The organism is Pandoraea horticolens (genome assembly GCF_902459555.1).
In the GTDB taxonomy this organism is placed as follows: domain Bacteria; phylum Pseudomonadota; class Gammaproteobacteria; order Burkholderiales; family Burkholderiaceae; genus Pandoraea; species Pandoraea horticolens.
Window position 1 is genome coordinate 136,155 of record NZ_CABPSM010000015.1, and the last position, 14,262, is coordinate 150,416.

At 55.0% G+C, this 14,262-nt stretch carries 15 protein-coding genes; 2 read left to right on the forward strand and 13 right to left on the reverse strand.

Annotated features, from left to right (window positions below):
- Window positions 1-3 precede the first annotated feature (3 nt).
- Together PHO31112_RS21275 and PHO31112_RS21280 are read right to left on the reverse strand one after the other, a co-directional pair.
- The gene (locus PHO31112_RS21275) at window positions 4-1,596 is read right to left on the reverse strand and encodes a carbamoyltransferase C-terminal domain-containing protein (RefSeq protein ID WP_150622807.1); all 1,593 of its coding nucleotides are present in this window, start codon (window positions 1,594-1,596) and stop codon (window positions 4-6) included.
- Window positions 1,596-2,660: a SagB family peptide dehydrogenase gene (locus PHO31112_RS21280; protein WP_150622809.1), complete on the reverse strand. Its 1,065-nt coding sequence runs from the start codon at window positions 2,658-2,660 to the stop codon at window positions 1,596-1,598. The genes PHO31112_RS21275 and PHO31112_RS21280 overlap by 1 nt, the downstream gene beginning before the upstream one ends.
- 768 nt (window positions 2,661-3,428) lie before the next feature.
- On the opposite strand from PHO31112_RS21280, the gene PHO31112_RS21285 reads away from it, so the two are divergent.
- Entirely contained in the window at window positions 3,429-5,099 is a 1,671-nt protein-coding gene (locus PHO31112_RS21285) for a phage integrase family protein (RefSeq protein ID WP_150622811.1), read from the forward strand.
- 166 nt (window positions 5,100-5,265) lie between these two features.
- Here the strand turns inward: PHO31112_RS21285 and PHO31112_RS21290 are convergent, their stop codons facing one another.
- From PHO31112_RS21290 to PHO31112_RS21315, 5 genes are all read right to left on the reverse strand, one after another.
- Window positions 5,266-6,735, reverse strand: a complete 1,470-nt coding sequence (locus PHO31112_RS21290; protein ID WP_150622813.1) for a TrbL/VirB6 family protein — start codon at window positions 6,733-6,735, stop codon at window positions 5,266-5,268.
- A gap of 2 nt (window positions 6,736-6,737) precedes the next feature.
- A complete protein-coding gene (locus PHO31112_RS21295; RefSeq protein WP_150622815.1) occupies window positions 6,738-7,025 on the reverse strand; it encodes a hypothetical protein in 288 nt (95 codons plus the stop codon).
- A gap of 251 nt (window positions 7,026-7,276) precedes the next feature.
- A complete protein-coding gene (locus tag PHO31112_RS21305) occupies window positions 7,277-7,480 on the reverse strand; it encodes a hypothetical protein (protein ID WP_150622819.1) in 204 nt (67 codons plus the stop codon).
- A gap of 76 nt (window positions 7,481-7,556) precedes the next feature.
- Window positions 7,557-7,817: a hypothetical protein gene (locus tag PHO31112_RS21310; RefSeq protein WP_150622821.1), complete on the reverse strand. Its 261-nt coding sequence runs from the start codon at window positions 7,815-7,817 to the stop codon at window positions 7,557-7,559.
- Window positions 7,789-8,097 (reverse strand): hypothetical protein, encoded by a 309-nt coding sequence (locus PHO31112_RS21315; protein WP_150622823.1) that lies wholly within the window; start codon window positions 8,095-8,097, stop codon window positions 7,789-7,791. The genes PHO31112_RS21310 and PHO31112_RS21315 overlap by 29 nt, the downstream gene beginning before the upstream one ends.
- 1,093 nt (window positions 8,098-9,190) lie before the next feature.
- Between PHO31112_RS21315 and PHO31112_RS21325 the strand changes: the two genes are divergently transcribed.
- Window positions 9,191-9,892: a hypothetical protein gene (locus PHO31112_RS21325; protein ID WP_150622827.1), complete on the forward strand. Its 702-nt coding sequence runs from the start codon at window positions 9,191-9,193 to the stop codon at window positions 9,890-9,892.
- Between the two features lie 304 nt (window positions 9,893-10,196).
- Here the strand turns inward: PHO31112_RS21325 and PHO31112_RS21330 are convergent, their stop codons facing one another.
- From PHO31112_RS21330 to PHO31112_RS21355, 6 genes are all read right to left on the reverse strand, one after another.
- Window positions 10,197-10,748, reverse strand: coding sequence for a 3'-5' exonuclease family protein (locus PHO31112_RS21330; RefSeq protein ID WP_150622829.1), 552 nt, complete (start codon window positions 10,746-10,748; stop codon window positions 10,197-10,199).
- A gap of 663 nt (window positions 10,749-11,411) precedes the next feature.
- A complete protein-coding gene (locus PHO31112_RS21335) occupies window positions 11,412-11,729 on the reverse strand; it encodes a hypothetical protein (protein ID WP_150622831.1) in 318 nt (105 codons plus the stop codon).
- Between the two features lie 28 nt (window positions 11,730-11,757).
- Window positions 11,758-12,666, reverse strand: coding sequence for a DUF2971 domain-containing protein (locus PHO31112_RS21340; RefSeq protein ID WP_174995822.1), 909 nt, complete (start codon window positions 12,664-12,666; stop codon window positions 11,758-11,760).
- A 136-nt stretch (window positions 12,667-12,802) separates the two neighbouring features.
- Complete coding sequence (locus tag PHO31112_RS21345) at window positions 12,803-13,018, reverse strand: hypothetical protein (RefSeq protein ID WP_150622834.1); 216 nt, start codon at window positions 13,016-13,018, stop codon at window positions 12,803-12,805.
- Window positions 13,019-13,031: 13 nt separating this feature from the next.
- On the reverse strand, window positions 13,032-13,430 hold the full coding sequence (locus tag PHO31112_RS21350; RefSeq protein WP_150622836.1) for a type II toxin-antitoxin system VapC family toxin: 399 nt from the start codon (window positions 13,428-13,430) through the stop codon (window positions 13,032-13,034).
- Window positions 13,427-13,672 (reverse strand): AbrB/MazE/SpoVT family DNA-binding domain-containing protein, encoded by a 246-nt coding sequence (locus PHO31112_RS21355; RefSeq protein WP_150622838.1) that lies wholly within the window; start codon window positions 13,670-13,672, stop codon window positions 13,427-13,429. Before PHO31112_RS21355 ends, PHO31112_RS21350 begins: the two co-directional genes overlap by 4 nt.
- Between the last annotated feature and the right edge of the window lie 590 nt (window positions 13,673-14,262).

Here is a 14,262-nt window from a genome sequence, read left to right on the forward strand (position 1 = left end):
AGATCATAGCGTTTGTGGATCGGTGGGCTGCCGACTGAATAGCACGTTTTCGATAGCAAAGCCATCCAGTCCAGCCTTGTCCGCGTACCGAACAAGGTCGGAAGTTCGATTGATAAAGCCAGTGCCGTTGAAGTTCAATGATGTATTACATAGCACGCCGAAATCGGTCATCCCCTTGAACTTTAATAGCAACCGATACAACAAAGGATTCTGTGCGGCATTCACAGACTGAACCCGAGACGACCCATCAACGTGGGTAATAGCCCGCAACCGGTCAGGGGTTTTCACCTTGCAGAAATAGAGCATGTACGGGCTTGGACGCTCCAGATCAAAGTGGGTCGCAATCTCCTCCTCTAAGCAGACGGGGGCGATTGGACGGAATGCTTCTCGTTGCTTGATTGCGTTGAGCCGGTCTAACATCGTTCTGTTGAATGGTGCAGCAAGAATGGAACGGTTGCCCAACGCTCGCGGTCCCATCTCGGCGCGGCCGGCAACCCACCCCAGCACTTTGCCACGCCGCAACGCGTCCGCAATTGCATCGGTTCCACCCGGTACGCGAGTAAATGAACCCAGTTGACGCGCCGTTGCATATCCCAAGTCATCCACGAATGGCTGGCCGCAATAGACATCCCAGCCAAGTTTTGCGTTGCCTGTGAGCAGCCATTGTGCATCGGCTGCCGATCCGAGCGCGGAACCGACATCATTGGCGCATGGTGGGACGAACACGTCGGTGAACAGCTCGGAATCCAACCAACGGCGATTCCATTCGCAGTTGAGCCCACATCCGCCCCCAATCAATAGGGGGCGCTTCTCCTGCACCACTGGTTCCACAGCTTGGAGAAATGTGTGGAAGATCCTGTCGGATACCAAACGTGCCACCCGCCCCGCCTGCTCAGACTCTAGCCCGCAATTGTAGACGTCCAGATGCCGGAAATCCGACTTGTGGAAAGAAGGTTCTGACAGCGGCTTAGCGAAGATACTGTCTAACAACTTCGCCTCGTCGTGAGACGGAACTGTCGGTGGCGAATATGCAGCGAGTGCCATCAGCTTACCCGCGTCGCTCAGCCGAATTTGCCCTCGCGCGAGTGCGAATGTTGGGTCGAGCAGGCCATAAGCAAACGCATAGCGGATGCCTGGACCGACCATAATGTGGGCGAGGCGCTGTATGCCGAGAGAAGAGTCGATCGAGTAGAACGCACCGATATGCCCCTCCCAGATAAGCGCGTAGCATGGTTCGCCCTGAGGAAAAGGGGATAGCGCGTACGCACTCAATAAATGGGAACGCTCGTGCGACGAACTGATCCGTCGGACAGGTTGCCCAAAGCACATCCCTTTCGATACAAGCGGTGGTTCAAGGCCCAAATACCCGGCCCCGATGGCTCGACCTTCAGGGTCGGCACCATGAGACCAACCGCTGGTCACCAAAACGTCCGGCACCTCCGACACGTGTTGCATTGCGTCCAGAAAGTCGGTGGCCCCGATCTGAGCATATCGCATGCCGGAGTCCTTCTCCGCTTCGAAGGAGAACTCAAGGCGACCGTCGACAACATACGCCAGACTACCGTCGTGGCCGGGCTTTATTGAAAGCAGGCGCATTACGCCCCCTCGCCAGCGAGTTCCCGAAGCACAGAAAGTGCTTCTCGGGCAACTGCGCCTTTTCCCTTCCCCGCTCCAAGGAAGAACATGACAGATTCCCTGTCTGCGTCCACCCCGAGCAGTTCGTTGATCTTATGATCTATGAAGTACCCTGTTGGCCACGATTGGATGCCCCGCGCGGCGCAGACGAGTTGGAAAGTCTGTGTCAGGCAGCCGATGTCGAGCAGTGCGACTCGATAGGCACGGGAATGGGGATACTTCCACCACATCTTGTCAAACCGGCATGTCACAAACACGCCGTAGGATAGGTCATTGGCAAAGGTCTGCGCGCAAAGCAGTGACCCGAGCTCATCTGGAGAGAATCCGTCCTGGATGACAGACAACTCGTGTCGATGTGAGCGGTAGTGGTAAATGCCGGGGGAAAGCCCACCGACCCGCATGGCGACGAGGTACGCTTCGCTCGGGTGAAGGCCGCCCCCGGACGGTGAGGTCCGTCTGTATCCTATTGGCATTAACCCCTGTGCTTCGAGGTCCTTTCGTGTCTCGCCATGAACGGTGCCGAATGTGGCCCAGAGTGCGGTTGAGACTTCATTAAGCGGAAGGTCCACTGCATCGAATGAGCGACAAGTCTGCCGTTCATTGAGCGCCTGCCGCAAGGTGGTATCACCTAGCGCAGAAAGATCTGGCGAAGGTAAGGCGACTACCTTGCCAGGACGTTCTACCTTAAGTTCGGGGATCTTGTGCGCGATGGACGCACAGTACTCAATGTAACCGCGGTAGGCATCGCCTTCCGGCATGGTCTCTCCCGGGCGCAGGCCTATCTGCGTACCGATGTGGAAAATCCTAGAGAGACAGTCCCACCCCCATGCGGCGGGGTCAGAACGGTCTAAACAGCCAGATGCCACGATGGTCTTGTCAATGTCGCTGCCGTCAGCAACCGATCCGTTCGACAGCTGAATGATACGCTCAAGATGCGGGATATCGATCTCGTATTGATCATGCGTGACGTAGTTCCACAGGACCAATTTTCCATCGATGATGCGGAGAAAGACAGACGGCGTCAAGCAAACCTCCTGGGATAAAGGGGTGTTGCCAAATGCGCCCCGGCGTTGACGTTCCAACCGCCGGGGCGTTGTGGTATTACATCCCGCCTCGGGTCAAGGGGGCAGAATAAACGCTGCTGTAGGCGTCGTTCGACTGGTAGGATAGAGTAGGTTCAAGAGTGATTTTTTTCATAAGTACTCCAAAGGTAATTTGCAGCGGGACCGCTGCAGTACGACGATAGATAAATTTGGCGAGATCCTGCTAGATTGATCTATGAATTTTTCATGATTTTTCGGTACCTATAGAACATTTGAGATACGGATTTCCGGGGAGCCTACTGAATCATCTGAATCTTCGCCTATTCTCCGAAGAGACCTCAGAAGTCCTTCGCACAAACCCTCCGAAACGATGCGCTAATCATACGGCGCACCGAACTTCGTGAACGTTGAAATGTGGTGAAGGACGTTAGGCCGCGCCTTTGAGCAACTCGCAAACGATTGGCAACTCCACAGCAGCGCACTGTGCCGCCACTCGATCCGAGCATCGATTTCTCATTCAGAGCAGCGGTTTAGGTCAGGATGTGGCGGATTTTTCACGAATCCCGGCCGCCCCTCAAATTGATATGGGCAAAACCTGATTTTTCGATGAAATTTTGGTGCGATCGGGTCGTGTCCGAATGGACAAACGGTGATTGAATCAATGCTGGGCTGATAACTTATATTATCTGCCTGTCAGGATTTTTTGCTCAAACTCCCACTTGTGAAAACGTGTGAGACTTGCCATACGTCATGAAAACACCCACCTTCCCCGATGAAGCGGAACTGGCCGCGCTGCGAGCGTGGTACGCCGGGCTGGAAGCGCGCGCGACGGTGTCCCGCTATCTGGCGCACCTGGAGCCGGTGGCCGGGGCGTCGTCGCGCGGGGTCATCGGGTGCATTCGCCGGCAATTGATCGACTTTGCCAAGGCAAGGCATCGGCCCGACCTCGCCGCAAGCTTCACGCCTCGTCCGTCCAGACGCGCGGCGCACGCTGTCTCCCGAGCGATCGAGGCACTGCGCCAGTTACCGCTGCCCGTGCCCCAGATCACCGACGCTGTCGATGTATGGTTGCCACCGCGTACGGTCCGGGCACTCCATGCCCACGGAATTCGGACCTTATCCGACCTGACCGTGCGCATTCCGCGCCGCCGACGCTGGTGGCAAGCGATTGCGGGACTCGGCGTCGCCGGGGCGCGCCATGTCGAGCGATTCTTTGCGGCACACTCGGCACTGACCGAGCGGGCGCGGGCGTTGATCGTTGCCGCCCCCGACGAGCCCATCGTGCCATGGGAGCAATTGCGCGTGCCGCACGACGTCGATGGCTCTCGAGGACTGTTCCGTGCGCCGCGATCGACGAGTCTGCTCGACGCGTCGAACGACTACGAGGCCGTTCAGACGTGGCTATCGCTGCACGAATCGCTCTCCACGCAGCGCGCCTACCGGAAAGAGGCCGAGCGACTGATCCTTTGGGCGATCATCGAGCGGGGCCGGGCTTTATCCTCGCTCACGACCGACGATGCGATCGCCTATCGCGCGTTCCTGCGCCGGCCAACGCCCCGTGCACGGTGGGTGGGGCCGCCGCGACCACGACACAGCCCGGAATGGCGTCCCTTCACCGGCGCACTGTCGGCCCGCTCGGCGGCCTACGCGCTGAACGTGCTTTCCGCCCTGTTTCGCTGGCTGGTCGAGCAGCGCTACCTCCTCGCCAATCCTTTCGCCGGCGTCAAAGTCAAAGGCCAGACGAGGCGCGCCGGGCTGGATGTCTCGCGCGGCTTCTCCGAAGGCGAATGGCTGCTAATCCGCACCTTGGCCGATGGCCTCGAATGGTCCTACGGCTGGAGCGAGCCTGCGGCCCAGCGATTGCGATTTCTGTTGGACTTTGGATATGCCACCGGCCTACGCGCAGGAGAGCTCGTTGGCGCCACGCTGGGCGATATCCATCCGGGGCAGCAAGGGGAGCATTGGCTCCATGTCGTCGGCAAAGACGAAAAACACGGTAAGGTAGTATTGCCACCCTTGGCGCGCTCGGCGCTCGATCAGTATTTGCTGCAACGGGGGCGGCCCGTCACGCCTACGCGGTGGAGTCCGAAAACCCCGCTTGTTGCGAATCTGGAGGACGACGACGTCTGCATCGAAAGTGCCCGGCTCTGGCGTGTGCTACGATGGTTTTTCACTTTGGCCGCGGATATCCTACAGGACGAACGGCCAGCCACTGCGGCAAAGCTGTGCTGTGCGAGCCCCCACTGGATAAGGCACACGCACGCCTCGCATGCGCTGGCGCGGGGCGCTGAGCTCGTCATGGTGAGAGACAACCTACGGCATGCCTCGATCTCGACGACCTCCACCTATTTGCACAGCGACGAAATTCAGCGATCGCGGCAGTTTGGCTTAGCATTCGGCTCACGTCGCCGTAATCGTTGAATCGGTTAAAACTGCTTACGAATCATGTGGTTGAGCCGCATTTGGCGAAAAATTCACGAATCCCGGCCAACCCTCATATAGACGCTTGCAGCGGACTCCCCGTGAATCCAACACCGATAGGTGAGCTGTTATGGGCATCCGCTACAAGGTATTGCTTTGCGCTGGTTCAATCGTGATGAGAACTGATGGAGACACCCGTCGTTGCCTTGTCGTGCGCTAGACGCTGGTCTAGCTCGCGCAGATGCTGACCAACACTCGACTTGTTCGGTTGGCGCAGATGGTCGACGAGCTTTTCTAGCTTATCTCCCAGTTTTGTTGATTCAGGTTGCTCTCTCTGTCCACTAATCGCCGCGCCAGCCGCAGACCCGGATGCTTGAGTGTCGGTAGCTCCAGTCGATTCCTTTCGGCCGACATCTCCGGAATCGGTTCCGTACCGCCCCGAAGCGACATTGTATTTTTCTGGGCCCCCTGCAGCACTGGATTCGGGGTGAGTCGGGGATGAAGTGGTGGGCGTATTGTTCGCGACAGGAGCTCCGACAGACAGCGAGGGGGTGGTCGGTGGCGAGAACGCCGGTGCCTCACCACCACGCCCAGTGGAGGAAACATTCTGGATTGAACCACCACCTGAGAGCTTGTCCATGAACTTGGCCATCGACTTGGGAGCCTTGCCCGCAGAGGAAACTGCGGCCACTCCACCTGTCGCAGCAGCTGCTCCTGCGGCAGCCCCGGCAGCAGCTGCTGCGGTGAAATCGCTAGGACTTAATGACGCGGTTCCAGAGGCAAGCGAGCTGGCGAGCGCATCGCTCTTAAACAACAAGAACGCCAACATCACGTATGCGCCGATACCTTGGACAATCGGACCGATGGCATTCGCCAGCCCGTCCGTGACGATCTGCTGCACTGAGATTGCCTTGAGGGCTGACGACAGGAAATCGCTAACGCCACTGAATGCAGCGAGAATCACTCCAACCAAGATGATCCGATACACGAGAGAAAGTAGCGATTTGAACGGCGCAATCCCCTGATCTCGAAGAGTGTTTAACCCCAATAACGAGAAGCTCAGAGGGCTCAACATCGCGATAAGGCCGAGTTCGAGCTGAAGCATGAATATTTTCAGAGCGAAGTACAGTCCTACTATCAGGACAACAAGCATGACGATAACGACGATATTCCCAGCTGTACCGCCGACTAGCGGAATTGCACCGACACCGACGGCGAGTGCCGCAGCAACTGCTGCTAGACCAAATGTGTTCTGCATGATCGAACCCGGCGATGGCATATCGCCAACTAGCCCGAACATCTGATCACCAACTCCCAAGATGAATCGCGGCCCATTGTCTATGATGTAAAGGCAAAAGCCCACCCAGGCCACCGCACCGACCAACTTTCCCGTCGCAGTTTGCAGATCTCCATCTCCAAATAGGAGCTTGTAGTTGGTGATGAAGAATTGCAGCGTCGCAAATGCGACGAGCCATGAAATGGCTTGTGCGCTTAGTTTGCTGAACGACGGGAGCATTGCCTGTTGAATGGTCCCGGACACATCAATCGTACCGACATCAGGGATATCTTGAGCTAGGGTATATTGTGCTGCGATCAATAGAAGCACCGAGGACAAAATTTTCACCAGAGTCTTCATGGTCAATGCACCTTTTTATACACGTAGCCGTAGTTGGTAGTGAAGCCATCACCGCTGAGAGTCGCCTCAACCGGATACCCGTCGGCAAACTTGTACTTCAGGGTGCTACCGCTCACCGTGAAATCCGTTTCTCGGTCGGCAATGCCGGGCACTTTGACCTTGCCGCCCTCGAAGACAAGCGTGGATCCATCTTTGTCGGCATAGGTGCCCGAAATAGTCTGGTGCGTTGCTTCTCCACAGCCCGATAAGGTAGCTGTGACGAAAAGAAGAGCTGCGACGAAGTTCTTCATTAGCTGGCCTCTTACGGGGTGTTCCAAGTTGTAGACATCCGGCGCCGCAGTACGAGATACGCTTTCGCCGCGATGAAAAGCACTAGGCAAGGCAGAACATTGCTCTTCCAAACTGCCAAGTAGACGGGCAATGCACCGGCCGCGATTGCAAGTCCTGTGGCCAGTGCCATCTGTACGTGACTCAGAGGCTTCTTCGTTGTGATTTCCATACAATTTCCTTCACTCAGTCTTTTGCTGCAAAAGATCATGACTCAGTTGCCCGCGTCCAATCCAAAAGCATCGCCGTACATTGCAATGAATTGCTGACGTTGGGTCTCGATGTTCGGCATGGCGCGAACGAGGGTCGATATTCGATTTTTGTCTGTTTGAATCTGCGACAATATATCGTTCCGATCCTCCGCAGGCAGTTGGTAGCCGGCACAAGAATATTCTGCGGGTACAATTCGATTAGTCATTCTGATCTCCTTGGAAGATCGGCTTGGTTAGCAGCGCTTGGTCATGTCAGTGACCAAGCGCTGCGCATTTCTAGGGCTACCGTTCTTTGGTATGGAATCTTTTTCTTGAAAGTAGTGCTTTCAACTGATATTCCTTGGTCTGAATTCCAAGCTGTAAAAGATGTTCACAAACATCTGCTCGTGAGTAGCCTTTCTTGAGAAGCGATTGAATCTGGGGCTTTATTTCTTCCAACGCAGCATCGATGCTTTTTTCTGGCACTGATTTTTGTGGAAGTCTGGTCAACCCAATCTTTGCTTTTTCGATAATGTCAAGGCTGACGGTTCTTTTTCGCGCCATTTCGCTTTGCCTCCCAGTTTCCTGGTTCCTTTGTGCTGCGTGAATAGTATGACCTTAGCGTTGATTCGCTGAGATCTATGCCTATCCCCGCGAGCAAATTTTTAATCTGTGCCCAGGAGCATCCTTCGTTGCGAAGATGTTGTATTGTCCTCATTTGTTCTTCGATAAATTTTGCTCGGGTTTTTTCGGGCAGCATTAGAAAGGTCGCTGCCTTCAAAATTTCCTCCGCAACGGCGAAATCTTCACCGCCGATTCTTCGTAATGGACCTTTTCTATTCATAGATATTCTCCTTTTTGTTTTTGCGAAAGAATTTCAATGATTTTGTTGACATCGCTTTCATGTGTCAACCGACGGTTGGCCGTTATTAACACTTCATTTGCAATTTGTTACACATTTCATATTTTTAATAATCATTATTTTTGTGATTTTTTATGAATGTTTTTGGGAAATTCAATGGCTTTGCGTTGATTCTCATAAAGGGTAAGTGTTTCAGAAGAATGTGCTGAAATTGTGATGTGTGACTGGTGGCAGGTTCACTGAAAATGCGCTGCAGAGTCGCCTCAAATGCAGTTCAGATTCACTGCCGACTCGCTTCAAATGCTCCGCAGATCCGCTGCAAATTCACCGCCGATCGGCAGCGTTTTGCTTTCCACGCAACAGGGCAGGATGCCAGTTGTGTGCCTCACGGCACTCAACTGATGCATGACCGCTAGGTCGCTTCGCGCCCGTCGCAGTCACTCAGGGCTTTGCCCCGAGACCCCAACGGCGAACCAAAATGGAGGTCATGAACTGGAGGATGCAGACTGGCAAACTGTTCACGCGCAGAGATGAGGCTGAAAAGCGCTCCAAGCCCATTGTCATGCGAGTGACCATGGGCGGGAATTGAAGATAAAGCGAGCCGCTGCAGTGCGGCAGATGGACGCCCCCGAATTCGCGCGCCGCGCAGCTCTCGGCGGCAAAGCAGAGGTGGATTACCAAACTGAAGTCGTGTTAGAACTAAGTGCGATCACACGTGGGGTGCGGGCACTACACGCGGCAATGGTCAAGTGCGGCGTTGCGCCGCCCGAGGAGGACCTGCTGCTGGTGATAATGGGGGCTCGGCGGGCGATCCTGAGGATCTCCGAGACGAGGTAGGAAGGGACGCCGATCCGATCGTGCCTGCAGATGTGCAGGAGAAATGGTTGGCTGTGTGTGGCCGTGGGAAATGGCTCCCACAACAGCTCACGTTCGCTGGAAGGTCCTTCTTAGGAGTGATCACGTCACATCCCCGTCGTGCCGTCAATCCTGGCCAAACTGCGTTGTTTCGATATATATGTGACCGTGATCAACCCTCTCATGTGCCACGGTCTTTCCATAAAAAGGGAGAACTGCGATGGATGTGGGCCATTTCCTGTACGAGCGCGTGGGGTTCATTCGCCAACTGTATATGACCTCGGCTGCTACATACATTGAGCGAAAGCGGCTGATTGATGCCGGCGAAGCACCATTTGAGCCGCCATACAGCGAAGACGGTGAGCCACCTTTTCTGGTTGAGTGGCTAGAAGCGGATGATTCGCTCCACGTGTTGGGCTATGCCTGCCTGTCGATGTTGTCGGACACGATGAAAGTATTTTTCGACGCCTGGCAACGAGAGGCGCGCGTGCGTGACGATCCAAGCCTCGACAAAGTATTCAAGAAGAATGGCTTCGTACAGGGCTACCGTGCCCTTTTCGAGAAATCTCTTGGTATCCGTTTCGCGGACAGCAAGGTTGATATGTTGCTGCTTGAGCAAGTCGTCATGGCGCGCAACCGCATCCAACACCAGGAATATCTTGGGTCGAACCGACCCAGCCATTCGCAAGCGGATCTGAACCGCCTTCATAACCCGTTCTTCATGGACAAGCAGGAGCGAAGTCTTCTCGTGCGGGAAAAGAAGAACGGTACGAGCATCTGGCTTATGGCGCCGCGGGTGTCGGTCACCGGTACGCAACTGCTCACCGTACTCAAAGAGGTCGAGCGTTTTTCGACGTGGATGGACAAGGCCATGCAGAAGGTCGGTGAGCGACGCGGGAAGCGCCTGCACGAGAAACCGTGAGGATGGCAGGAACCGAATGCCTCCGCCGTAGACAGGGCAGTGCTGTGGTGCGCACTTCGACGTGAACGATGCGATGTGGGGTAACCAACGGCTGCTACCGACGGCAAGGCTGCCGTCCCGATGTATACGCCACGGCCCCGGCGGTTCCCCCTTTTTGTGGCCTGACGAAGGCAATCGATCGAACACTGTCTATTAAGACTAGCCCAGTCCTTTACACATACAGCCATCTGTGCTGCTGGTAGCGTTTTCGATTGCAAGCAAAATAATACTGCGGGAGCGATCCAGGGCGAGTCTGCCTTTGGGCTTAGACAAATGCAAAGGCGTTCGCGCGAGCGTCGTACAGCGCGTGATGCTCTCCACCATGTGTGGCAATGTACTGGTCGAAACGTTCGGCATCAATTTTCAGAAACACGTTTTCGTGTTTCCAGCCACGCGGCAACCGGCCGCCAAGCAGATGTGTGACAAGTGCGTAGTCGCAATCGGAGTCATAGCACAGCACTGGTTTGGGCTTTGTTTGAACCGCAAGCAACCACGCCCGTAGTTCGTCACGCAACTGTGAAAGCGGCATCGATCGGCCGGGAAACTGGCCGAGTTGTGGCAGCACAACGGCGCGCACGAAGTCGTTGCACCGCGGTCGCTCAAAGTCCGACACTTCCCCATAGAATTCCTGGCCATCCTCGCTCACAACTGCAATGCTGATGAGCCGACTGTCTGTGAAATCCGTGAACTCTGTGTCGATAAAATAGCGCGTTTTCCACGGGCTACGCGGGGAAAGTAGCCCCCGTTTTCTCGCATTCTCGTTCGCTCGCAAGAGCGTAGCTGGGTTGAGGGGGGCACCCTTGTCGTCAACGCTCATGGTCGATAATCGCACTCAACAGGCCGGAGATTATTGTCCGGGCTGATATGTAAGTTCCAAGGTAACGTTCGGATCACTCGTAGTCAGAGAAATCGTTTGCCCTCTTGAGAGGCGCACATGCGTCAATGGAAGGTTGGGCCCTGAGACGATGGGGCGCTGGTACTCGCATTCACGCCCAAGCAATTTTTCGAAGCCCTCAAACGTCGTGTCGGAAGCGCTAACTGCTAAACCGATTTGTCCCGATGGCGCAGCCTCTCGCACCAAGCTTATTCTGAGACCGAAAAATATCTGCGCCGGCGTGATGGCACCGGTCCTGCCGTCGCAGGCGGACACATAGCCTCGCATTCCGGAGCGGGTTCTAAAGTCAAATTGCGGAGTCGGCATATACGGGTCTTGGGTAAGATCGACCGTATTCGCAAGTATCATGCTGTCGCCCCGCCCGAAGCGGAACGTGACCTGGTCTCGGGATGATTGGTCGGCCGGTGCGGCAGATTGCACATATGTCGACCACGCAGACAACATCATTAGGGCACAGATTGCGTAAGGTTTCCTGTACATCGTCACTCAACTGTTCGGTTGTTCGATGTTGCCCAGACAATTTGGGCGTGCTGGGAGCTCGATACTGTTTGCCTGTAATGCTAGCCCGACTGGGCGTGTTGCTCCCTAGTCGTCGACGTTTTCGGACTCGCTCGCATTCATAGCTTCAGAGTACGTCATGTCGTGCCTCCAAGCAGTAAAGCCACCACTTCCACAGTCAATGGAGTATCCCAGTTCTGCAACTCTGTCGTAGGAGAGTCCCGTGGCGATGGACAGCTCCATCCAAAGATACGACCGCACCGGCTCTTTTTGCGTCAGGAGAAGCTCGTTTGTGCGGGATTCGAGCAACGCGGCATCCCGATTGTGATCGGCGGCCTTCGCTTGCTTCTTTGGATCGGCCCCACGGTAGCGACTACGGGCAACTCGAATCGGGTAGGTCTTCATTGTTTTCCTTGTATTCTGTTCTCGTTGGCTAGGTTGGTCGAAATGGAGTAGATGAAACACGCAAGCGGTTGGCCAAGGATGGGCGCTCCAACTCCAACATTCGCAGTGTCGCGCGGCGAGACAGCGGGTTATGAGTCGGCCCCAGGATGATGCTGTGAAGCAGCCTATCTAGCCCGAAATCCGGGGCTGTGATTCCAGTCAATGGGGCGAGCCGAAACTTAAGCTTTGGTTGTACGCCACCGGGGCCAATCCAATAGCTAAACATGCTCTTTAAAACCATCTCGTGGTCCCTGTCGGGAAAATAGACTACTCTCCACTCCTGTTCTTCCGCGAAGCCGTGATGCTTAGAAAATAGTGAGGCCTGAAGTAGCCTTTGAAAGAGCGCAGCAGCGGCCAGGCCAACGTTATCCTTGTTGATCTGCAACTGTTGCAGGGTAGTTGTAAACAAGTCGAGCCGCTGGTTGATCCACGCCAGACGCGCCTCCCTGCTCATGTATTCCACCGGAGCAATCACGAACGGGGACAGCTCGTTCATGTTCAATTGTGCTGTGTCGATAATGATCGCTGCGCCGCTGCCATTTCCGCCGTATCCGCGCCACATAGACAAGCGGCCGTCTGCGTCCCGGATTGGATCGTGTTCGGAGAAGCAAGCAACGTATGTGTCGAGAGCATGTTCGCTGTCAAAGCGACGGCTGCATGCGTCAAGCGCACTGGTGAATTCGTTGTAGCAGTGCAGAGCTTCACATGTCTGTGCCAGTTCCTTGTGAGCGTGGATGGCTTGAAGGCCATGCTGCAATCCGAAGTACAGCTCTTCATAGTCATTCATGCTGAGCGGATTGGATAGCCACAATTCCTCACCAACCACTATGTTGCGCAAGTTATCGACCGAAGTGTAGTGAGCGAGCAACGGCCGTTTCTGAGGCAAATGTTTGCTCACGTCGATATCGGAGTACAAGGGACTGTGCAACGCACTGATTAAGTTCTGCATAGAAACCGGCCCTTAGATGTCTTCGACTGACTCGTTTGCAGCGATGCTGCCAAGATCAGCTATTGTATTCACGGCAATATTCGGGTCATTGCTGCGTTTTATTGGCTCTACCGCCTAGAAACGTTTTCAGAGCCTCTTGCGGATCGCCGACAAGGATAAATGCTTCGCCGTCGAGCAGAATCTCGGTGAAACAAACACCGTCCGTCACCTCGAAGCCGAGGACGTCTATGTTCCGGAATTCCTGGCCAAGAAGTTGTGCTTTTTCGTCGGGAGTAGCGGCAACGAATGAGGTCTTGCTCATGAAATTTCCTTGCTCACTTAAGCAACCGCATCCCGGCGACCTTCGATGCAGTTGCGTCGAAAGTAACGGTGCACTCGCACTCGGCTGCGTGCCCCGAACGTTCGATCAAGCAATCCGCAAAATCTGCCTTCGCAGACGTTACGAACACACGAAGCGCTTTGCGCACAGTGTCTGCACCTTCGACGACCAGTTCCTTCGTGGTTATCATCGAATCGATGATGTCTTTCATCTGCCCCCGATCAACACCGTAGCAGCGGCCGAGCACCCACACGACTTCGACTAAGGCAACCTGAGAGACATAGCCCGGCTTCTCCGCTGACAGAGACTCCATCAAGGCCGTCGCCCTCTTGGACTGAGCGATATCGTCTTGTGCGAAGTATCGGACCAGGACGTTCGTATCCAGCCCGATCATCGTGCGGATGCTCCCTGCTGGGCGATGGCAAGATTCATGTCCTCGACCGACACCGGTTTGGCTGGCTTCTTGACGATACCTTTGAGCGACGTGAGCGAACGCGTGGCCGGATAAACCTCGTACCGACCCGTTGCCTCGTTGAAGCTGAATTCGATCCGATCGCCGGATTCCAAGCCAAGCTGGTTCCGCACGTCCACTGGGATTGTGACCTGTCCCTTCGATGTGATTGTTGCTGCTGTCATTGTGTCGGCTCCTATATTCCTTACTTTAAGGTAAGGAATTCGAAAATGCAAGGGCTGCGCTACGACTCTCCGGAGTGGGCTTGGCCATCCGGTGCGCCGTACGGAGCTTCATTTTGCCTGGCGGTTCTAGAAGTTGGTGCTGCATTGGGGGAGGGCGGTACACGTACGGTACAGACGTCAGTTTCGCCAAACATCTCCAAATTTCTCGTCGACAATGTAAGTGATTGAAAAAAATGGATTTTTTCGCTTCTTCCTTCGCCGGTCTGCGCCAACTGTCTCTAGGCAAACTGTATTAATTGCAAACTCATAATCCCTTGGTCGCTGGTTCGAACCCAGCACGGCCTACCAAAGAAGTAAGAAAGCCCCTGACGGTGACGTCAGGGGCTTTTTGTTTTTAAATCAATGGCTTGCGTAAATATTTTTCTCTGAGCGTCTGCGGTTTTTAGATGTCGTGACCTGTCCGTGAGATTTCGTACCAATCAAATCTAGAGATAATGGCTCCTCAGCTCAGATGAGGAGTTGGTATGAAGAAAAGCCGGTACAGCGACGAACAGATTGTGCGGATACTGCGCGAGGCAGATCGAGACACA